Source organism: Streptomyces sp. NPDC030840 (genome assembly GCF_055572015.1).
The window spans coordinates 33,750-53,072 of sequence record NZ_JBVIEE010000002.1 but is presented as its reverse complement, the minus strand read 5'-3'; the positions used below and the strand labels follow the sequence as shown (position 1 = coordinate 53,072).

Below are 19,323 nucleotides of genomic sequence, written 5' to 3'. Positions count from 1 at the left end.
CGTGCCCCGGAAAGCGAGACCTCCTGCAAAATGCACCCGTGCCGCCTTGGCTGGCGCCGTGCTTCTTCCGCTACGAAGAAAAGGGATCGAAGATGATCAGTGTGGGTGTGCGGCGCTCCCGCCGACTCGGCCGCGGCGGCATACGCCGCGTGGTTCCCCTCGCTGCCGTGGCCACGGCAGGTGCCCTTCTGCTCTCCGCCTGCGGGTCGGACTCCGGCTCGGGCGGTACTTCCAAGTCGCTGACGTTCTGGATCTCCACGGTTCCGGGGCAGGACGCGGGCTGGAAGAAGATGGTGGCGCGGTACAAGAAGGAAACCGGCGTCAAGGTCAAGCTCGTCAACATCCCCTACGAGGGCTACACGGCGAAGCTGCGCAACTCCGCGCAGGCGAACTCGCTGCCCGACGTGGCGGCCGTGCCGGCGCTGGACCCGCTCTGGTCGAACAAGCTGATCGACCTCACGTCCGTCGCCAACAACAAGAGCAACAAGATCAACGCCAACTTCGTCGCCAAGGACTCGTCCGGGAAGGTGCTGTCCATACCCTCGGACGTCACCGCGTCCGGCATGTTCATCAACAAGTCGCTCTTCGAGAAGGCCGGCGTCTCCTACCCGACCTCGCCCCAGAAGACCTGGACCTGGACCGAGTTCATCAAGGCGGCGGACAAGGTCCGGGAGAAGACCAAGGCCAAGTACTCCCTGACCTTCGACCAGTCGCCGTCACGGCTGCGCGCCATGGTGTACGAGATGGGCGGGAAGTACGTCCACGCTGACGACTCCGGCAAGTTCTCGGCGGACGCCGCGACCAAGAAGGCCGTGAAGCGCTTCGTCGAGATGAACGACAACAAGACCATGCCGAAGTCGGTGTGGACCAGCGGCGCCGACCCGTCGGCCATGTTCCAGAGCGGCGACGTGGTCGCCTACTGGTCCGGCGTGTGGCAGGTCGCCGCTTTCGCGGAGAGCATCAAGAAGTTCGAGTGGGCGAGCGTCCCGACTCCCGCCGAGCCGGTGCAGGCCAGCGACGTCAACAGCGGCGGCATGGTGGTCGGGTTCAACAACAACGCCGACGCGGCCAGCGCTGCCAGCAAGTTCATCTCCTGGCTGTACGAGCCGGACCACTACCGCGAGCTGTGTGAGGCGTCCGGGTTCCTGCCCGTCGAGACCGGTCTGAACCCGCAGTACCCCTTCAAGTCCGAGGCGGCGCAGGCGGCGTTCAAGCTGTACAACGAGTCGATCCCGCTCTACGACCCGATCTCCGGCTACTTCAACAGCGCGCAGACAGCCTGGGTGCTGAAGGGCAAGACCCTCACCGAGGACCCGACCAAGACGGAGCTCGGCAAGGCGATCAACGGCGAGCAGTCGGCCGACAAGGCCCTGCAGAACATCGTGGACGGCTACAACCAGCAGGTCGGCGGCTGATCGTGGGCCCGGGGGGGGGGGGGGGGGGGGGGGGGGGGGGGGGGGGGGACGGGGGGGGGGGGGGGGGGGGGGGGGGGGGGGGGGGGGGGGGGGGGGGGGGTGCCCCCCCCCCCCCCCCCCCGGCCCCGGGCGCCCATGTGATGCCGGGCTCATGGCGTGAGCCCACAGCAATCCCTTCCACCAGCACGGAGTCAGGAAGATGACCAAACACGCCTCGGACGTGTCCGTGAGCCCGCCCAGGAGACGCAGCAAGTACACCGCCGCGCCGCTCGTCCTCATCGCGGCCAATGTCGTGCTCTTCGTGCTCTTCTTCGTCTGGCCGGCGGTGATCGGGCTCGTCTACTCCTTCACGAACTACTCGGGCGTGGGGGTGTTCCAGTTCGTAGGACTGGACAACTACCAGAACCTGCTCGGGGACTCCACGTTCTACAACGCGCTGACCCGGACGCTGCTGTACACCGTCCTCTTCGTCCCGCTGAACTTCGCGCTCTCGCTGCTCGCCGCCAACCTGGTGGTGAGCAAGCACGCCAAGGGCTCGTCGGTCGCCCGCGTCATCTTCTTCATTCCGTGGCTGCTGTCGCCCATCGTCGTGGGCGTCCTGTGGCGGTGGATGTTCGGTGAGAACTTCGGACTGGTCAACTACGTCATCGAGAAGTTCGGCGGAGGCGAGGTTCCGTGGCAGTCGAACGCGGACCTGTCGCTGCTGGTGGTGGTGATGGCGGCGTCCTGGATGTGGACGGGTTTCACGATGCTGCTGTTCATCGCGGCGATCAAGAACGTCCCGGTGTCGTACTACGAGGCGGCCTCGCTCGACGGCGCCGGTCCGTGGCGCCAGTTCATCAGCATCACGCTGCCGAGCATCGCGCCCACCTCGTTCATCGTCATCCTGCTCAACACGATCAACGCGATGAAGGAATACCCGGTGTTCGTCGCCCTCAACAACGGCGGACCCGGATCGTCGAACAACCTGCTTGTCCAGTACATCTATGAGACCGGCTTCAAACGGGGCCAGATCGGCTACGCGAGCGCCGCTTCATTCGTGCTCATGCTCATCCTGATGGCCGTCGCGATCATCCAGCTGATCGTCAACCGGCGGGTGGAGAACCGATGACAACCACAGACATGCCACGCCCGCTCGACGCCGACGCCAAACAGCCCGTTTCCAAGCAGCGTCCCCGCAACGCCGTCGGCGGTGGGATCCGGCGGGCGGTGCCCGCGACGACACTGCTGTGGATCCTGGCGTTCATCTACGGGTTTCCAGTGCTGTGGTTCGTCCTCAGCTCCTTCAAGCCGGCCAGCGACCTGTTCTCCTATCCGCTGACGCTGGTTCCGCGCGACCCCACCCTGTCGGGTTTCAAGGCAGCGTGGGACAGCGCCAATTTCTCGCAGTACTTCATCAACACAGCCATCGTGTGCGTGATCACGACGATCCTCACGGTGGGTGTCAGCTGCTGCACCGGGTACGCGCTCGCCAAGTACGACAACAAATGGCTCAAGGTCTTCTTCGTCTGCATCCTGGCCACCACGATGCTGCCGGGCGAGGTCATGCTCGCCCCGGAGTTCCTGGTGGTCCGCGACCTCGGCCTCTACAACTCGTTCGCCGGCATCATCCTCCCGGCCGTGCTCACCGCGACCGGATGCTTCATGTTCCGCCAGTTCTTCCTGACGGTTCCCGACGAACTCGTGGAAGCGGCACGCATCGACGGCGCCCGCGAACTGTCGATCTTCCTGCGGATCATGGTGCCGCTGTCCCGGCCCATCATGCTGACCCTCGCCATCCTGTCCTTCCAGTGGCGGTGGAACGACTACATCTGGCCGCTCCTGATGCTCAACGACCCCAACAAGTTCACCGTGCAGATCGGCATCCAGAGCATCGTCGGCGCGCAGAACATCAACTGGTCGGTGCTGCTCGGCGCATCGGTCATCTCCATGATCCCTCTGATCGCCATCTTCCTGGTCTTCCAGCGCTATGTCATGAGCGCCGACATCAACGCCGGACTGAAGGACTGACCTTGCCCACCCCGCTCGATCACGAGTTCGTCCGCGCGGCGGCCCGCGCCGCCGACCGGCTGGCCGCCCCGCTGGCGGCCGACCCCGACGAGGCACCCGCCGATGTGCCGCACCGTGGTCTGGCTCGCCGGGTGAAGACCCTGGTCGCGGCGTACCGTTCCCCGGACTCGGCCCTGCACGGCAGCAGGCAGGCCATCGCCGCCGCGATGACCCACCTCGCCGCCCTGCGTGCCGCGCAGACACCCACCGGCCTCTTCGCCGGCGGCGACAACGTGCAGTCACCGCCGGACTCCGCGTTCACCGTCAACGACGTGTGCGACGCGCACGTCCTCGCCGTCGGCGCCGGGCCGGAACTGCGCGAGGTCACGTCCGCGCTCGCCGAGATCGCCGGCGCCGCCTCCGGCAGTCTCCTGACCGGTGGGGTGCACACCCCGAACCACCGCTGGGAGCTGTGCGCGGCGCTGGCCCGGCTGCACCGGTCGTTCCCGGACGACCGGCTGCTCGACCGTGTGGCGGAATGGCTCACCGAGGGAGTCGACATCGACGCGGAGGGCCTGTACTCGGAACGGAGCGCCAACTACGCGGCCCACGTGTCCAACCCCTCACTGCTGCTGCTGGCCGACGTCCTCGGCCGCGGCGACCTGCGGGACGCCGTCGAACGCAATCTCGCCACGACCCTGGACCTCATCAGGCCGGACGGCACGGTGGAGACCGTCCACTCACGACGACAGGACCAGAACCACCCTTTCCCGCTGGCGCCCTACCTGCCGCACTACCGGCTGCTCGCGATCCGCACCGGCCGGGGCGACTTCAGCCGGGCGGCACGGCTGGCGGCCGCCGCCGGCATCGACGATCCCGGCCTGCTCGCCGAGACCCTCCTCACCCCGGACCTGTGCCGTGTCCTGCCGGACCCGGCCGCTCAGACACTTCCGCGTGACCGGTACCTCACCACCGCACGCCTCGCCGCACGCGCCGCAGCCACCGCGCACACGGTGGTGTACGGCGGCTCCGACGTGCCCGAACACCGGCGCATCCGCTCGGGCCTGGCCTGCAATCCCACCTTCCTGCGCCTGTTCGCCGGCGACGCGGTCCTCGACGCCGTCCGCCTCTCGCGGGGATTCTTCGACCTGGGCCCGTTCCGCGCCTCCGGCATGCGACGGCTCGCCGACCACCGGTACCGGCTCACCGAAACCCTCACGGCCGCCTACCACCAACCGCTCCCGCCGGACCGGCGACGGGACGACGGCGCCTACCGGATGGCGGACGAGGGGCGCTTCTCGGCCGCGATGGCCTTCCAGGACCGGCCCCGGGACGAGGTCTCCCACACGACCCGCGTCGAGGTGGACCTGAGGGAGGACGGCGCCGACCTGCGGATCGACATCAGCGGACCACGGGTGCCCTGGGCCCTCGAACTGACCTTCCGGCCGGGCGGTGTGACGGAGGGCGCCGTACCGATCGGCGACGGGCGCTGGTGCCTGACGACCGGAGGAATGACCTACCGGGTCGGCGACGACGAGATCCGGATCGAGGCCGGCGTCGAGGCGGGCGAACCGCTGGCCGGGCCGGACCGCAGCGACGTGCTGCGATACGACCCGGGTCAGGACTACACGGTGGTGGGCGGCACCGATGCCACGACCGGGAACCGCGTCTACCTGGGTGGACAGGGCCCGCACACACTGACCGTCGCACTGCGCGCCCGCCGGCCCGCACCTGTCGTGTGACCCCGACGACCCGCATCACGGCCACCTCGGGCACGCAGAGCTGATCCCGTGCCCGCCGGCCCCGTCCCGTGCGCCTCTCCCACCGGCGCGGCCCTCCGCACAGCCTGTCCGTCGCCTGGAGGCGTAGGCCGCCGCCCTCGCCGACGCCTCACTCGGCATGACCTCCCTGCTCGCCCTCGCCTGGCAGCGCGGGGCGATGCCCGGGGCGAGCCGGTCCTGACGCCGCACCGCTGACCAGCCCGGGACGCATCAGCGTCAGGTCCTCGCCCCAGCCGTCCAGGATCGGGCCGTGACCGGCGTCGCGCGCCACGGTCTCGACGCGGGAGAAGAGCCGCCGCTGTAGGGGCGCGGCCGCCGGTCACTTCGTTCGCGGCGGCCGGAACGCCGCCCGTGGGATCAACGCACCATCGGCAGGCCAACGGGGGCCGTGGTGGCGGTGCAGCCCGTCTTCCGGGCTGCGGGGGCTGCTCGGCGGAATCCTCGCCGCCACAGCCACACCCTCAGGACCCCGGCACCACCACGCCGGACAGCGCCGTGCCCGGCACGACCAGATCCGCCCGGTGCCGTGTCGTCGCCACCAGCTCGGCGTTGCGCTGGTCCGAGCCCAGGACCCAGGCGACCGCCTCGTCGTGGTCCTTGCCGAACTCCTCGTGGCGGGCCACGAGCCGCCGTACGCGCTCGGCCTCGTCGAGCTCGCAGAACCACACCTCGTCGAGCTGAGGACGGACACGCGCCCAGTCACCTTCCTCCACCAGCAGGTAGTTCCCCTCGGTGACCACCAGCCGGGCCGCGCGCGGCACGGGGACGGCGCCCGCGATCGGCTGTTCGAGGACGCGCTCGAAGCCCGGCGCGTACACGACGTCGTCCTCCTCGTCGCGCAGCCGGCGCAGCAGCGCGGCATAGCCGGCCGCGTCGAACGTGTCGGGGGCGCCCTTGCGGTCCAGCCGCCCGAGCCGCCGCAGCTCGACGTCCGCGAGGTGGAACCCGTCCATGGGCACGTGGGCCACCCAGGGCTGCCCGTCGGCGTTGAGCGCCCGGACCAGGTGCTCGGCCAGCGTGGTCTTCCCCGCGCCGGGGCCCCCGGTGACACCGAGGAGCGCCCGGTGACCGGGGCGGACCAGGGACGCGGCGCGTTCCACAAGGCCGGCGAACGTCATCCTCGCGGGTCGTTCGCCTGGCGCGGCGCCGGGGACGCGTACCTCCGGATCGAGTGTCATGCCGAGACCGTAAGCCCTTCGGGCCGGGCCGCGCAGCAGGGCGGTGTCCGGCGGCGCAGGCCGGGGCCCCGGAGTACTCCGGCCGCGACGGGGCAGCCGTACGGATGCCCCGGCCCCGCGGTGAGGTCCTGGGCACGAGACGAAGGCCATAGGTGTCGTATGACTGAAGAACCCTTGCCGGAGGCGTACGGCGAGGAGCTCCGGGAGGAGCTGGAGCGGCTGCGCGAGGAGACACGGCAGCTCCGCGCCCGGATGCGCAGCCGACCGACGATCTCCCAGGCACAGGGCATGCTGCAGGAACGGTACGCGCTGCCGGACGAGGAGAGCGCGTTCGCCCTGCTCCAGCGGGCCTCGCAGCAGTACAACGTGAAGCTGCGCACCCTGGCGGGCGCCGTGGTGGCCGTGCCGCGCCCGGACGAGCGGGAGTCCCTGTGGTTTCCGCGTCGCGCCCGGCACGCCGAGCCCCGGCTGAGCTTCACGCGCACCGACCGGAGCGGAGGCCCCAACCGTGGTGAGGTGCTGGGCGCGGTGCTCAGCCAGACCCTGGCCGTCGCCGGCGCCGGAATGGGCAACGTGCAGATCGCCGACCGCAGGGCGGGCGGACTGCGCATCGAGAAGCACACCGGCCTCACCGCGGACTTCGTCGACTTCTTCGCGCACGTCGGCGAGGACGGCACGGCATGTGCGCTGGCCGCTCAGAAGGTCGCCCAGGTGACCGTGCAGGACGTGGCCGCGGACCCGGTGTTCAGCGAACCCGCCCGGTCGGCCATCCTCAGGGCGGGCAGCCAGGCATGCCACAGCGTTCCGCTGACCACTGCCTCCCGTGTCTGTGTGGGCATGGTCTCCGCCCATTTCGACCGCACCGTACGGGACCTGACGCCCGCACAGCTCAGGGGGCTGGAGATCGTGGGCATCGAGGCCGGCCGCTGGATCGCCTGGTACGACCACACCGTCGTCCGCGACGCCCTGGAGTACCTCCACGCGCTCGGCCGCGGCTGCTCCGGGCGCCGTTTCCGGCGTCAGTGAGGCGGCGTCCGGAGCGGCCGGCGAGCCTGGGGCACTCGTCACGGATCCGTGTGACCGGCAGCGCGCACGAACAGCGGGTCCTGGTGCCGCGCTCCCCGGCCCGGTGGCTGTCGCGCGCCCCCGGGCGACTGGTGGGGCGGCCGCCCGGGCTCCGCGCGGCGGAACCCGGGCGACAGGTGTGGCGGCGCTGCCCGAACGAGGCCGCGCCGACGGGGCTCAGAGACGGTCGAGAATGCTCTGGAGCTGCTTGACCTCGGCGGACTGGCCCTTGACGATGGCGCCGGCCATCTCGACGGCATCAGCGTTCTTGCCGTTCTTCTGCTCGTCCTTGGCCATGGTGATCGCGCCGTTGTGGTGGTCGATCATCATCTGGGCGAACATCTTGTCGAACTCGGTGCCCTTCATGGCCTTGAGTTCCTTCATGTCCTCGTCGGACATCATGCCGTCGCCGCTCCCGCCCGTGCCGCCGTGGTCCATGCCGGGCATGGACTCCATCGCCGTCGGCTGCTTCCAGGAGCCCAGCCAGCCCTTCATCGTCTTGATCTCGGGGTCCTGGGCCTTCTCGATCTTCGCGACGATGTCCTTGATCTCCGCGTCGGAGGCACGCCCGTCGGCCAGTCGGGCCATCTCCAGCGCCTGCTCGTGATGGGGGATCATCATCTGCGCGAAGGAGACGTCCGCGTCGTTGAAGCTCGCGGCGCCCGCGCCGCCCTCATCGGCGCTTGCCGACGCCGACGCCGACTTGGAGCTGTCGCCGCTGCCGTGGTCCATGCCGTTCATGTCGTCGCCCCCGCACGCGGTGAGGAGCAGGGCGCCGGCGACGGCGGCGCCCACGGCGGCGATACGTCGGGAAGCGGTGTGGCGGGAAGCGGTGCGGCGCGGGGCACGCAGGAAGGACGTCATGGTCGATCCACCTCACATGTCTGTTCTGGTGAGCTGTTTCTGGTGAGCTGTTCAGGCGTGGGCGAACCCGCGGGGCCGCGCATGGCGCGCGCCCGCGAGAGCGGTTCGGCCTACAGCCGCAGAACTGACAAACGGGTGAGATCGGGTTGGGGTGACGGGGGATCGGGTCGCGGCACCACCGCGACTCCGGCCAGAAGCTTCGCCAGCCACTCCTGGTGGCGGGCGAACGCCGACCGCAGCAGCGCGGTGAGCACCCAGACGCCGAACAGGACCGCCACACACAGCGAGACCATGTCCATCGCCGTCACGGGCCCGTGCGTGGCCGGCGAGTCCGCCGGTTCCGTCGCGTGGCCGCCCGCGTCCGTGCCCGGGACGCTGGGCGTGCTCCCGGCGCCGTGGGCCATGCCGGCGGCGGCCGGGGCCGCGGGGGACTCGGCGCCCATGGCGGAGTGGGACGACTCCCGGGGGTGCCCCATGCCGTGCATCGCGAACACGCCCAGGGCGAGCAGCACGACGAGCAGCAGGTGCCCCAGGGTGCCTCCTGCGCGTACGGTCGTGCTCGCCTGCACCTGACAGTCCCGTCACTGGTCGCGGTCGTTACGGATGCCCCGCTCACCCCGGCGGCACGGATCTCGCCGCGGGGGAGCGCGTGTCCGCCATACTACTAAGTTGATTGGAAGTAGTCGCAACGCACGATGAAGCTTCACAGCGGCCCCTCGCTACAGCGCCGTCAAGACCGTGGCCGACATTCTCCACGGCAAGGGCATGCTCAAGCGGCACAAGGAGGGCAAGGCGCCCTGCTGTCCCGGGCCGGCTGGGCCCACCGCGCCCCGGCCCTCACGGTCGCGCCTGCCAGGCGCTCATGACGACGTTTCAGTCGCCGAAGCGGCGGCGCGCGCCCTCGATGTGACCGAGGTACTGGTGGGTCCAGCCGCACAGGGCGTCGACCGTGGTGCGCAGGGCCCGGCCCGGTTCGGTGAGGGTGTACTCGACCCGTGGCGGCACGGTGGGGTGCACCGTCCGCTCGACCAGGCCGTTGCGCTCCAGCATGCGCAGGTTCTGGGTGAGCATCTTGTGGCTGACGCCCTCGACTTCGTTACGCAGCGCGCTGAAGCGCAGGGTGCGCTCGCCGAGCGCCTCGATGATCAGGAGCGCCCACTTGTTGGCGACATCCGAGAAGATCTCCCGCGCCAGGGAGTCCGCGCGCCTCAGGTCCGCGTCCTCGGGCAGGCCCTTGAGTTGCTGCTTGGTCACCATCAGGTTCCTCAGTCACCGAAAAGTGCGTTCTTCCAGGTCGGCGCTCACTCTCCTACAGTTCCGGAGTAACCGCAAGAGAGCGACCCAGGAGGGTGAGCACTGTTGGCCACCATCGATGTCTTCCACTACGACGTGCCGGCCGAGAGCGACTTCGGCTACTCGCAGGCGATCAGGTCCGGTGATCTGATCCACGTCTCCGGACAGCTGTCGCTCGGCAGGGCCGGCGAGTTCCTCCACCCGGACGACTTCGCCGCCCAGCGCGAACAGACCTACGTGAACCTCGACAGGGTCCTGGACCACTACGGCGTCACCCGGAACCAGGTCGTTTCACAGACCCTGTACGTGGTGAACCTGCGGCAGAACGCCGCGGCGACGGCGGAGGGCAACTTGGCGTACTTCGGCGACCACCACCCGGCCAGCACCGTCCTCGGCGTCACCGAACTGACCTTCCCCGGCCAGGTCATCGAAATCAGCTGCGTCGTCGACACGAAGCTGCCCGCCTGAGTCCGCCGCAGTGCCCAGGGGGCCGAGCGCGCCCGGCGTGGCGGGCCCGGCCTCAGGGCGCGTGGCGTCCCACTCCGCCCGTGTCCGCGCGGACCGATGTGCGCAGCGAGCCGACCGTCCTCAGCAGCCGGTCGGCCGGTCCGCGCAGCGTGGGGTGGGCCAGGACCGTGTTCCGCAGGCCGCGTACCGGTCGGCGCCACATCCGCAGTGCCGCCGCCACCGGGTGGGGGCGGGTGGCGAACCCTTCGCCGACGCGCAGTTCGCGGGTCTTGAGCCAGTCCTTGTACTCCTTGTCGCCGCGCCCGAGGTCCAGGACCCGTACGCCCTCCCGGCCCGCGGCCTCGGCCATCCGGAGGTGCATGATCAGTCCGGGCGAGTAGTAGCGGAGCTCGGGGTCGTACGCGGTGAACCAGGCCGCGAAGGTGGTGCGGGACCTGGGCCCGAAGTGCGCGGCCACCGGGCGGTCGCCGGCGTAGACCACCGACAGCAGACCGGTGAAGTGCTCCTCGCGCACCTGGAACAGATGGTCCACCAGGTCCACGATCCAGGGCCGCGCGAAGCGGTCCATGCGGCCCGTCCTACGGTACTGGGCGGACTTCCACCGCATGAGCGTGCGCAGCATCCGCGGGTCGCGCTCGTCGTACACGAACCGCATCTCGCCCAGGTCCCGGCCAAGGCGGCGTTCCTTCTTCAGCGTCGTCCTGGCCAGCCCCGGGTACGCGCCGCGCAGCCACTGCGGGTAGCCGCCGTCGCCGGCCTTCAGATCGACCACGGGTGAGGCGAACGTCCCCGTGACGTAACTGCCGAACGGTGCCTGTTCCTCGACGAGGTGGTCGAACTCGAACACGGACAGCCCGCAGGCGCGCAGCAGTTCCCGGGTGTCCCAGGTGACGCCGGGCCGGTGCACGAGGGCCTGGCAGTCGGAGAGGCCGAGACCGATGGCCCGGCCGACCCCGAAGGGGTTGCGCTCGTACGGGAAGAAGCCCACGGGCTCCCCTCCCTCGTGCAGGACCGCCACGTGAGCGCCACCACGGTACGTACCGATCCCGGCCGCGAACTCCGGTCCCAGGAAAGGGTTCCCGTAGTCGGGCGACTCGGTCATCACCCGGTGCCAGGCCCGGCGGAGCGAGGCGTCGAGCTGCTCGGGACGGTGAATCGTGATCCTCACGTCAGACCGACCGCCCTTCCGCCCGCCGCGAGCAGGACCTGCTGGTCGCGGCGCACACTCTCACGGCACGTCGATCATGGCTCACATCTCGCATGGCGACCCCCCGGTCTCCCCCCCCCGTGACGCGGCACCCGCGTCCCGCCACTGCCCGCGCTGCCGAACAGCCCGGCGGGGTCAAACTTCGCGAAACAGTACGCACGCTGTCAAGAGGGCCTGGGGGAGGGGAACGGTTATGGATCGGACGGCTCACCCCAGAACGCCGCGATCTTCGAAAGTGTTCATCGTGCCTCCGCGCGCGGCTGTCCGCCGTGCCGTTCAGGTGACGGCCGACGGCCGTCACCGTACTGGCGCGGGCAGTTCTGGGAACGCAAGGTCTTATGACAGAGACGACAGAACTCGGGCTGCCCAAGGGAATCCTGGCCTGCCTCTTCGACCTCGACGGGGTCATCACCAAGACCGCCGTGGTCCACGCGGCCGCGTGGAAGGAGACGTTCGACGACTTCCTCAGGCAGCGCGACGGCGCGGGCTTCCGGCCGTTCGACGACGTCACCGACTACGACGAGTACGTGGACGGACGCCCCCGCGCCGACGGCGTCCGCACCTTCCTCGCCTCCCGCGGCATCGAACTCCCCGAGGGCGATCCCGACGACCCGCCCGACGCGGCGACCGTCCACGGCGTCGGCAACCGCAAGAACGCGCTGCTGCTGGAGCTGATCCGCACCGGTGGCGTCGAGGCCTACGAGGGCACGGTGCGCTACGTGGAGGCGGTCCGCGCGCACGGACTGCGCACCGCCGTGGTGTCGTCCAGCGCCAACTGCCGTGACGTGCTGCGGTCGGTGGGCGTGGAGGACCTCTTCGACGCGCGGATCGACGGGATCGTGGCCGCCGAGCGGGGCTTGCCAGGCAAACCGCGGCCCGACACGTTCCTCGCCGCCGCACAGGACCTCGGCGTCGAGCGGCACGAGGCCGCCGTGTTCGAGGACGCGCTGGCGGGCATGGACGCCGGACGCGCGGGCCACTTCGGGTACGTCGTCGGGGTGGACCGCGTGGGACAGACCGACGCCCTGTACGCCCACGGCGCCGACCGCGTCGTACAGGACCTCGCCGAACTGCTGGAGCGCCCGTGATCACCCACACGTCCTACGCCGTCGAGCCCTGGTGCCTGCGCGAGCGTGGGCTGAACCTCGACGTGCTGCCGCAGAGCGAGTCGGTGTTCGCCCTGTCCAACGGACACGTCGGCTGGCGCGGCAACCTCGACGAGGGCGAACCGCACGGGCTGCCCGGCTCGTACCTGGGCGGGGTCCACGAAACCCACCCACTGCCCTACGCGGAGGCGGGCTACGGCTATCCGGAGTCCGGGCAGACGGTCATCAACGTCACCAACGGCAAGGTCATCCGACTGCTCGTCGACGACGAGCCGTTCGACCTGCGCTACGGCACCCTGCGCTCCCACGAACGCGTCCTCGACCTGCGCACCGGACTGCTGCGGCGCACCTGCGAGTGGACGTCGCCGACCGGGTCCACCGTGCGGGTGAGCTCCACCCGGCTGGTGTCGTTCACACAGCGCGCCGTCGCCGCCGTCGCCTACGAGGTGGAAGCGGTGGGCTGCGATGCCCGGATCGTGGTCCAGTCGGAGCTGGTGGCCAACGAGCAACTGCCCGAACGGAAGGGCGACCCCCGGGCCGCGGTCATCCTGCAGTCGCCGCTGGAGCCGGAGGAGCACTTCGCGGACGGCCACCGGCTGCGGCTCGTGCACCGCACGCGGCGCAGCGGCCTGCGGGTCGCGGCGGCGGCCGACCACGTCATCACGGGACCCGAACCCACCACGACACGCGCCGAGAGCAGGGACGACGTCGCCCGCCTCACCGTCACCTCCGTTCTCGAACCGGGGCAGACGCTGCGGGTGGAGAAGCTCGTCTCCCACGGCTGGTCCAGCACCCGCTCCCTGCCCGCCGTCAGCGACCAGGTCGACGCGGCCCTCGCGGCCGCCGCCCACGGCGGCTGGCAGGGGCTCGTCGACGAACAGCGCGCCTACCTGGACGCCTTCTGGGCGCGCTCCGACGTCGAGGTCGACGGCGACGAGGAGATCCAGCAGGCCGTGCGGTTCGGTCTGTTCCACGTCCTGCAGGCCGGGGCCCGCGCCGAGAAGCGCGCGATCCCCGCGAAGGGCCTCACCGGCTCCGGTTACGACGGCCACGCGTTCTGGGACACGGAAACCTTCGTGCTGCCCCTGCTCAGCTACACCTCGCCCGGCGCGGTCGCCGAGGCCCTGCGCTGGCGGCAGAACACCCTGCCCGCCGCCCGCGAGCGCGCGGTCCAGCTCGGGCTGCGCGGTGCCGCGTTCCCGTGGCGGACGATAGAGGGCTCGGAGGGCTCCGCGTACTGGCCGGCGGGCACGGCCGCGTTCCACGTGAACGCCGCCATCGCCGACGCCGTGGTCCGCTACACGGCGGCCACCGGGGACACGGCCTTCGAGCGCGACACGGCCGTGGAGCTGTTGGTGGAGACCGCCCGGCTGTGGCGTTCGCTGGGGCACCACGACCCCCACGGCGCCTTCCACATCAACGGCGTGACCGGCCCCGACGAGTACAGCGCCGTGGCCGACGACAACACCTACACCAACCTCATGGCCCGGGCGAACCTGCTGGCCGCCGCCGACGTCGTCGAGCGCCACCCGAGGCGGGCCGCGCACCTCGGTGTCGACTCCGAGGAGAGCGCCGCCTGGCGGGACGCCGCCGAGGCCATGCACATCCCCTACAACCACGACCTGCGCGTCCACGAACAGCATGCCGGGTTCACGCGCTACCAGCGCTGGGACTTCGCGAACACGCGCGCCGACCAGTACCCGCTCATGCTGCACTTCCCCTACTTCGACCTCTACCGCAAGCAGGTCGTCAAACAGGCGGACCTGGTCCTGGCCATGTACAAGTGCGGTGACTTCTTCGACGAGGAGCACATGGCCCGTAACTTCGCCTACTACGAGCCCCTGACGGTCCGCGACTCCTCGCTGTCCGCCTGCTGCCAGGCCGTGATCGCGGCCCGCACGGGCCATCTGCCCCTGGCCCTGGACTATGTGACCGAGACCGCGCTGATGGACCTGGAGGACCTGGAGCACAACACGCGCGACGGCCTGCACATCGCCGCTCTCGCGGGTACGTGGATGGCGCTCGTCGCGGGCTTCGGAGGCATGCGCCACAACGGCGACTCGCTGGAGTTCGCGCCCCGGCTGCCGGAGCGGCTCAGCCGGCTCGCCTTCCACCTGGAGCTGCTGGGCAGCCGCCTGCGCGTGGAGGTCAGGCCCAGGACCGCGACGTACACGCTGCTGGACGGAGGGCCGGTGACGGTCCGCCACTACGGCGAACCGTTCACCCTCGACAACGAGAAACCGCACGCCCTGGACATTCCCGTACCACGGCACCGGCCGGCTCCCGAACAGCCACCGCACCGGGAGCCGGTGCATCCGCGGGGCACGCGGAGCTGAGAACCCGCCTTTGTACCTCTACAGATTTCGAACAGGGCCCTCGTCAAGGCGTTTCGACGCATGGGGCTCTGCGTAGTGCGCCTCCCGCGCCGTAGAGGCAGCAGTACGAGGGCCGCAGCTGGCCGGCCTGGCTGTGCCGTCTCATGGCACTGGCTCCTCGCTGTCAGGCTTGGCGGGCGTAGGACGAGAGGCGGTCGGCGAGCGCGATGACGAGGTCGCGGAGTTCATCGGGGCGCTCGATGACGAACGGCCGGTCGAGTGAGGCGAGTATCCGAGGCAACCAGTCGAGCCGCTCTGCCCGTAGCTCGACGCGCAGCCAGTGCTCGGCCGCCGGGTCCTGGCCGGCCGCGGGCTCGTGCTCCTCCTGCTCGGTGGGCAGGCTCGTGACGGTGGCGGGGAGGTGCGCGCGGATCTGCTCAACTGTCCCGTGGATCCGCAAGGTCACCTCATGCCGGTACTCGGCCGTGGCGAATCCTGACAACACGCGCTGTGCCGGACCGGGACCCACGGGCGCTTCGAATGAGCCGGGCAGGGTCCGCGCGTCTGCGATGCGATCGAGCCGGAAGGTTCGGTCCTCGCCGATCTGGGTGTCCTCGCCCGTGACGTACCACCGGCTCGCATGGGCGACGATCCCGTACGCGTGCAGTGTGCGTTCGCTGCGCCGTCCGTCGCGGTCGGTGTAGCGGATCGAGACCGGCCGGCGGTGGCGCACCGCATCGGCGATGGTGAGCAGCAGCCCGGCGTCCGGGTGGTCCAACTCGCCGGGCTGGTCCGTGAAGGCGAGAGATTCCAGGAGTGTGTCGAGCCGGCGGGCGATGTGCTTGGGCAGCACCCGCCGGATCTTCGCTGACGCCGTCTCGTTCGCCGTGCGCTGCGTCGTCGTCAGCCCTGCCCGGCGGCCGGCGACCAGGCCGAGCAGCACGGCCAGAGCCTCGTCGTCGCTGAGCATGAGCGGGGGCAAGCGGTACCCGGGAGCCAGCCGGTACCCGCCGTAGCGGCCGCGCACCGACTCCACGGGCACGTCCAGGTCGATCAGCTGGCCCACATACCGCCGCACGGTGCGCCCTTCGACGCCGAGACGGTCGGCGAGCTCGGCCACGGTCCGGGTGCCGCCCGACTGCAGCAGCTCCAGGAGTGTCAGCACGCGGCCGGTGGGTCGAGGCATGTTCGCAGCCTAACGCGAATGCAGGACCGATTCTGTCCACTATTTCTCCTAGCCTGCGACGTGCACGCCTCCAGCACAGCCAAGGAGATTCCCATGGACTTCGTCTCGATCCGCATCATCACCAGCGACGTCGCACGCCTCGTCGAGTTCTACGAGCGAGCCACAGGGATGCAGGCGATACGGGCCACCGAGGACTTCGCCGAACTCAAGACCGCGGGCGCCACCCTCGCGATCGCCAGCACCCGCACCGTCCCGCTGTTCGCCCCGGGCTCTGCCCGTCCGGCGGACAACCACAGCGTGATCACCGAGTTCCTCGTCGACGACGTGGACCGCGTTCACCAGAACCTGACCGGCTTCGTCACCGACTTCGTCAACGAGCCCACCACGATGCCCTGGGGCAACCGTTCGCTGTTGTTCCGCGACCCCGACGGCAACCTTGTCAACTTCTTCACCCCCGTCACCCCGGCGGCCATCGAAAAGTTCGCACTCTGACGCCACACACAGCCACCCACCCGGGAGTCGCAATTGAGTGCATACTCGCGGGCGATATCGCCCTTGCGCCGCGACCGGCGAGGCACGGCTACTCGCCCCGCAGCAGCTTGGTCAGCTCCTCGTCCATGTCCAGACGGCCGCTGTCGACGGCGGTGACGATCCACTCGCAGGTCGCCCGGACCCGGTCGACGTTTTTGTGGATGACCTCCCGCTCGTCTTCGGACAAGCGGCGCCCGCGCATCTGGGGCACCGGGCGGCCGGTCGCGGCCACGAACTTGTGGCAGGCCCCGATCAGGTCCAGGAAGTCGATCGTCCGGTCGAACTGCCGAACGACCGGCGCGACCGGGTTCTCCGTCCGCCCGGGGACCGGTTCGGCGTCGTCGGCCTGGCGCCACCGGTCGGCCTGTGCCTTGTTGAACAGATGCCTGGCCGTGTCATCCCTGGCGGCTCGGAAGGCAACGTTCGGGCGGCGCAGGAAGTCGGTGGCCACGCGTGCGGCGACCTGGTCGTCGACCGCGAGGTCGTGGATCGCCTCGACCTTCTCCTGCGGGGGCTGCGGACTGTCGACCCGCCACCCGACCTGGCGTTTCGCCGCGTCCTGCGTCCATCGGGGCACTCCGTCGCGTGGATGACGCGGCGGGTTCTGTATTCGCTCGACGCGGTCGTCCAGCTTCTCCAGGATCCGGTGGCTCTCGAAGGAGGCGCCCGCGATCCGGTGCTCGGCGGGCCACTTGCCGGCTGTCTGCCGGTTGAGGCGGAACCTGGTTGTAGGGGACGCCGATGTCCTCGGCATACAACTCCAAGGTCTCCTGCACCCCGAGCAGTTCCTCACCGGCCGCCGGTAACGAGCCGCCGTGCGGCCGCATCGGCTCTATCTCCAAAGCATGGTCACCGATTTTGAACTGGATCTTCGTATCGACCTCGACGAGCTTCCGGTCCTCAGCGATGATCTCCTCGTACCGCGCCCGGGAGACGCTCGCGACCTTCGTGCTCGTGGGAATGACGCCCACCACCCCTCAGCACGGGACGCCGACTCTCCCTCCGCCGGCGACAAGCCCCGGCCTCTGCCCGCAGCATCCTGCCGCACGAGACCCATGGCAACCCGCGGCCAACGCTGTTACGTACAAGCAGGTGCAACGACCGGTTCTGAAGGGCGGGGCCGGTGAGCACGGCCGCCAGGAACGGCAGTGCTCACCGCGTGCGCGAGCGATCGACTGCTGAGCCGGCGCGCCGCCCGGAGAGCCGGCGCGGGGGACGCGCCGCGGGCCACGCACCGGCGTTCTGCTCCGCCGCGGTCTCACTGAGGGCGGGATTCCTGCCGCACCGTGCTCTGCCCGGTCAGCGCTTGCGATGCCTCGGCTTGCGTCTGTTCGGCCACCACGCGGGCTTCCGTGACGACGTCACCACGTTCACGTACCAGGCTCTCGTAGATCGGCAGTTCGTCGTTCCCGGTTGATGATGTGAGTGTCACAGGGCTGGTCCTTGCTGGCGTCGTTCTTGTGGGTCGGCCGGTCGGACGCGAATTCCATCCTCCGCGGCCTCAGGGGGTCATCGTGATTCTTGCGCATGGTTCGTTCCGGATGTCCACCGGGCCGACCGGCAATGCGGTCATGCGCGGCTGAGCCGTGCGGCGATCCCATGGCCGACGGCCAGGTAAATGAGGGCCGGCAGGCCGTAATTGAGGAGAACGCGAATGCTTTCCGTGTCCATGGTGAAAATATCCTGTGACCACCAGGCCAGTCGATCGGCCGTGCCGTGCACGAACTCGACGAAGACGTTGGACGTGTTGGCCCCGAGCAGGTGGAGCAGGATCCACAGACCCAGGAACCCGGCGGCGACGTCCGCGATCGTGGCGACGGCGAGGGCCGTGCGCCGAGCCGTGTCCTGGTTTCTCTCCTGGCGGTGCGGGCGACCCGGGGGCGGGCCGTAGGTGTGGTGTGCGGGTGTGGGGTCGGTATTGCTCACGGGCATCCAATCTGGCGCGGTGCGTTGCGGTGGGGGTGTTCCGCGACTTCTGGGGAGCTCCTCCAGGGAGAGCCCGTGTAATGCAGCGTCCCGCAATGCGCTCGCGTTACATGCCCCGGGGATCCACGATTTGGGCACGGAATACGCTGGTTGTTCAAAGGTGTGAGGGAATCATTTCTTTTTGTCTGCAGCCGGCCGGTGTTTCCGGGGAAATATCGTGAAGCGCCCCCGCCCCGGCCGTCACCGAGGGCTCTTGTCGACGCCCGGTTCGGAGCCGCCCATGTCGAGGCGGAACGGCGGGTACGTGTCGGTCATCAGGGTGGCGTAGGCCGCGACCCGCAGCACCCACCGGTTGAGGCCGACCACCAGGTCGAACAGGTCCCTGGGGTACCTCTCGGTGAAGGCCAGGACCACGGCGGCGATCAGCGTCAGCAGGCCGATGAGTCCGGCGTCCCACCAGCCGAGGTGGAGACCGCCGAGGAAGAACCCGATCACGATGTAGTGCGGGATGGCCAGCAGCCACCACTTCACCAGGACCAGGCCGCGGGAGAGCCGCTCGGGGTAGGGGATGTCCAGCCGGGCCGGGTAGTCGGGTTCCTCGCCGAGGCTGAAGGGCGGATACCGGTCCGTGGCCAGGGCACCGTACGAGTAGTAGGCGACACGCCAGGTCCAGCGCAGGACGCCCAGGTTGAAGTCGAACAGGGCCCGTGGATAGCGCTCGGTGAACAGGATGCCGAAGAACGCGATCACCGTCGCCACGCAGAAGGCGATCCACAGGAAGAACAACAGTACGGCGTGGGGGATCACCAGGATCCACTTCACCAGCCACAGCCACCGGGACAGCGGCGCGTCCAGCACCGCGTTCACCCGGACCGGGCCTTCGGGCGTCGCCCCGAGGGTTGCCATCGCGCTCAACTCCTCCTTCGCCCCACGGCCGCACGCGGCGGTGGCCGTCAGTCCCAGGCTGCCGCGATCGGCGCGCGAGCGCATCCGGGAGCG

Annotated in this window: 20 protein-coding genes; 9 read left to right on the top strand and 11 right to left on the bottom strand. The window is 69.8% G+C overall.

Features of this window, described 5'->3' with window-relative positions:
* Positions 1-92 precede the first annotated feature (92 nt).
* From ACZ49J_RS04205 to ACZ49J_RS04190, 4 genes are all read left to right on the top strand, one after another.
* Positions 93-1,415, top strand: coding sequence for an extracellular solute-binding protein (locus ACZ49J_RS04205; protein WP_467448831.1), 1,323 nt, complete (start codon positions 93-95; stop codon positions 1,413-1,415).
* Between the two features lie 199 nt (positions 1,416-1,614).
* The gene (locus ACZ49J_RS04200; protein ID WP_467457456.1) at positions 1,615-2,526 is read left to right on the top strand and encodes a carbohydrate ABC transporter permease; all 912 of its coding nucleotides are present in this window, start codon (positions 1,615-1,617) and stop codon (positions 2,524-2,526) included.
* The gene (locus ACZ49J_RS04195) at positions 2,523-3,425 is read left to right on the top strand and encodes a carbohydrate ABC transporter permease (RefSeq protein WP_467457457.1); all 903 of its coding nucleotides are present in this window, start codon (positions 2,523-2,525) and stop codon (positions 3,423-3,425) included. The genes ACZ49J_RS04200 and ACZ49J_RS04195 overlap by 4 nt, the downstream gene beginning before the upstream one ends.
* Before the next feature lie 2 nt (positions 3,426-3,427).
* Complete coding sequence (locus tag ACZ49J_RS04190) at positions 3,428-5,146, top strand: hypothetical protein (RefSeq protein WP_467457458.1); 1,719 nt, start codon at positions 3,428-3,430, stop codon at positions 5,144-5,146.
* Positions 5,147-5,294: 148 nt separating this feature from the next.
* Here ACZ49J_RS04190 and ACZ49J_RS04185 read toward each other — a convergent pair whose 3' ends face one another.
* Together ACZ49J_RS04185 and ACZ49J_RS04180 are read right to left on the bottom strand one after the other, a co-directional pair.
* Positions 5,295-5,456 carry a hypothetical protein gene (locus tag ACZ49J_RS04185; RefSeq protein WP_467457460.1) on the bottom strand — a complete coding sequence of 54 codons (162 nt, stop codon included), beginning with the start codon at positions 5,454-5,456 and terminating at the stop codon, positions 5,295-5,297.
* A 190-nt stretch (positions 5,457-5,646) separates the two neighbouring features.
* Positions 5,647-6,303 (bottom strand): nucleoside/nucleotide kinase family protein, encoded by a 657-nt coding sequence (locus tag ACZ49J_RS04180; RefSeq protein ID WP_467457512.1) that lies wholly within the window; start codon positions 6,301-6,303, stop codon positions 5,647-5,649.
* 219 nt (positions 6,304-6,522) lie between these two features.
* Here ACZ49J_RS04180 and ACZ49J_RS04175 point away from each other — a divergent pair, with 219 nt between their 5' ends.
* Positions 6,523-7,389 (top strand): ANTAR domain-containing protein, encoded by an 867-nt coding sequence (locus ACZ49J_RS04175; protein ID WP_467457461.1) that lies wholly within the window; start codon positions 6,523-6,525, stop codon positions 7,387-7,389.
* A gap of 216 nt (positions 7,390-7,605) precedes the next feature.
* Here ACZ49J_RS04175 and ACZ49J_RS04170 read toward each other — a convergent pair whose 3' ends face one another.
* The 3 genes from ACZ49J_RS04170 to ACZ49J_RS04160 all read right to left on the bottom strand — a co-directional run bounded on the left by ACZ49J_RS04170 (position 7,606) and on the right by ACZ49J_RS04160 (position 9,549).
* Entirely contained in the window at positions 7,606-8,292 is a 687-nt protein-coding gene (locus tag ACZ49J_RS04170; protein ID WP_467457462.1) for a DUF305 domain-containing protein, read from the bottom strand.
* A 110-nt stretch (positions 8,293-8,402) separates the two neighbouring features.
* Positions 8,403-8,861 carry a DUF6153 family protein gene (locus tag ACZ49J_RS04165; protein ID WP_467457463.1) on the bottom strand — a complete coding sequence of 153 codons (459 nt, stop codon included), beginning with the start codon at positions 8,859-8,861 and terminating at the stop codon, positions 8,403-8,405.
* Positions 8,862-9,165: 304 nt separating this feature from the next.
* Positions 9,166-9,549 carry a winged helix-turn-helix transcriptional regulator gene (locus tag ACZ49J_RS04160; RefSeq protein ID WP_467457464.1) on the bottom strand — a complete coding sequence of 128 codons (384 nt, stop codon included), beginning with the start codon at positions 9,547-9,549 and terminating at the stop codon, positions 9,166-9,168.
* A 102-nt stretch (positions 9,550-9,651) separates the two neighbouring features.
* Between ACZ49J_RS04160 and ACZ49J_RS04155 the strand changes: the two genes are divergently transcribed.
* Positions 9,652-10,053: a RidA family protein gene (locus tag ACZ49J_RS04155; RefSeq protein ID WP_467457466.1), complete on the top strand. Its 402-nt coding sequence runs from the start codon at positions 9,652-9,654 to the stop codon at positions 10,051-10,053.
* A 52-nt stretch (positions 10,054-10,105) separates the two neighbouring features.
* Here ACZ49J_RS04155 and ACZ49J_RS04150 read toward each other — a convergent pair whose 3' ends face one another.
* Positions 10,106-11,221, bottom strand: a complete 1,116-nt coding sequence (locus ACZ49J_RS04150; protein ID WP_467457467.1) for a GNAT family N-acetyltransferase — start codon at positions 11,219-11,221, stop codon at positions 10,106-10,108.
* 377 nt (positions 11,222-11,598) lie between these two features.
* Here ACZ49J_RS04150 and ACZ49J_RS04145 point away from each other — a divergent pair, with 377 nt between their 5' ends.
* Together ACZ49J_RS04145 and ACZ49J_RS04140 are read left to right on the top strand one after the other, a co-directional pair.
* The gene (locus ACZ49J_RS04145; protein WP_467457469.1) at positions 11,599-12,348 is read left to right on the top strand and encodes an HAD family hydrolase; all 750 of its coding nucleotides are present in this window, start codon (positions 11,599-11,601) and stop codon (positions 12,346-12,348) included.
* The gene (locus ACZ49J_RS04140; protein ID WP_467457470.1) at positions 12,345-14,702 is read left to right on the top strand and encodes a glycoside hydrolase family 65 protein; all 2,358 of its coding nucleotides are present in this window, start codon (positions 12,345-12,347) and stop codon (positions 14,700-14,702) included. Before ACZ49J_RS04145 ends, ACZ49J_RS04140 begins: the two co-directional genes overlap by 4 nt.
* A 163-nt stretch (positions 14,703-14,865) precedes the next feature.
* Here ACZ49J_RS04140 and ACZ49J_RS04135 read toward each other — a convergent pair whose 3' ends face one another.
* The gene (locus ACZ49J_RS04135; RefSeq protein ID WP_467457472.1) at positions 14,866-15,867 is read right to left on the bottom strand and encodes a helix-turn-helix transcriptional regulator; all 1,002 of its coding nucleotides are present in this window, start codon (positions 15,865-15,867) and stop codon (positions 14,866-14,868) included.
* 93 nt (positions 15,868-15,960) lie between these two features.
* Between ACZ49J_RS04135 and ACZ49J_RS04130 the strand changes: the two genes are divergently transcribed.
* Complete coding sequence (locus ACZ49J_RS04130) at positions 15,961-16,359, top strand: VOC family protein (RefSeq protein ID WP_467457473.1); 399 nt, start codon at positions 15,961-15,963, stop codon at positions 16,357-16,359.
* Between the two features lie 88 nt (positions 16,360-16,447).
* Here the strand turns inward: ACZ49J_RS04130 and ACZ49J_RS04125 are convergent, their stop codons facing one another.
* The 4 genes from ACZ49J_RS04125 to ACZ49J_RS04110 form a co-directional block, all read right to left on the bottom strand.
* Positions 16,448-17,152 (bottom strand): DUF6192 family protein, encoded by a 705-nt coding sequence (locus ACZ49J_RS04125; RefSeq protein WP_467457475.1) that lies wholly within the window; start codon positions 17,150-17,152, stop codon positions 16,448-16,450.
* A gap of 504 nt (positions 17,153-17,656) precedes the next feature.
* On the bottom strand, positions 17,657-17,830 hold the full coding sequence (locus tag ACZ49J_RS04120) for a hypothetical protein (protein WP_467457476.1): 174 nt from the start codon (positions 17,828-17,830) through the stop codon (positions 17,657-17,659).
* A gap of 137 nt (positions 17,831-17,967) precedes the next feature.
* Positions 17,968-18,330 carry a hypothetical protein gene (locus tag ACZ49J_RS04115; protein ID WP_467457477.1) on the bottom strand — a complete coding sequence of 121 codons (363 nt, stop codon included), beginning with the start codon at positions 18,328-18,330 and terminating at the stop codon, positions 17,968-17,970.
* A 234-nt stretch (positions 18,331-18,564) separates the two neighbouring features.
* The gene (locus ACZ49J_RS04110) at positions 18,565-19,230 is read right to left on the bottom strand and encodes a DUF4389 domain-containing protein (RefSeq protein ID WP_467457478.1); all 666 of its coding nucleotides are present in this window, start codon (positions 19,228-19,230) and stop codon (positions 18,565-18,567) included.
* Positions 19,231-19,323: the final 93 nt, after the last annotated feature.

Bases quoted from the DNA above. Each gene is read 5' to 3' on its own strand.
- ACZ49J_RS04205 (WP_467448831.1), top strand. From the start codon at position 93: ATGATCAGTGTGGGTGTGCGGCGCTCCCGCCGACTCGGCCGCGGCGGC.
- ACZ49J_RS04200 (WP_467457456.1), top strand. From the start codon at position 1,615: ATGACCAAACACGCCTCGGACGTGTCCGTGAGCCCGCCCAGGAGACGC.
- ACZ49J_RS04195 (WP_467457457.1), top strand. From the start codon at position 2,523: ATGACAACCACAGACATGCCACGCCCGCTCGACGCCGACGCCAAACAG.
- ACZ49J_RS04180 (WP_467457512.1), bottom strand. From the start codon at position 6,303: ATGACGTTCGCCGGCCTTGTGGAACGCGCCGCGTCCCTGGTCCGCCCC.
- ACZ49J_RS04175 (WP_467457461.1), top strand. From the start codon at position 6,523: ATGACTGAAGAACCCTTGCCGGAGGCGTACGGCGAGGAGCTCCGGGAG.
- ACZ49J_RS04170 (WP_467457462.1), bottom strand. From the start codon at position 8,292: ATGACGTCCTTCCTGCGTGCCCCGCGCCGCACCGCTTCCCGCCACACC.
- ACZ49J_RS04160 (WP_467457464.1), bottom strand. From the start codon at position 9,549: ATGGTGACCAAGCAGCAACTCAAGGGCCTGCCCGAGGACGCGGACCTG.
- ACZ49J_RS04145 (WP_467457469.1), top strand. From the start codon at position 11,599: ATGACAGAGACGACAGAACTCGGGCTGCCCAAGGGAATCCTGGCCTGC.
- ACZ49J_RS04135 (WP_467457472.1), bottom strand. From the start codon at position 15,867: ATGCCTCGACCCACCGGCCGCGTGCTGACACTCCTGGAGCTGCTGCAG.
- ACZ49J_RS04130 (WP_467457473.1), top strand. From the start codon at position 15,961: ATGGACTTCGTCTCGATCCGCATCATCACCAGCGACGTCGCACGCCTC.
- ACZ49J_RS04125 (WP_467457475.1), bottom strand. From the start codon at position 17,152: ATGCCGAGGACATCGGCGTCCCCTACAACCAGGTTCCGCCTCAACCGG.
- ACZ49J_RS04115 (WP_467457477.1), bottom strand. From the start codon at position 18,330: ATGCCCGTGAGCAATACCGACCCCACACCCGCACACCACACCTACGGC.
- ACZ49J_RS04110 (WP_467457478.1), bottom strand. From the start codon at position 19,230: ATGGCAACCCTCGGGGCGACGCCCGAAGGCCCGGTCCGGGTGAACGCG.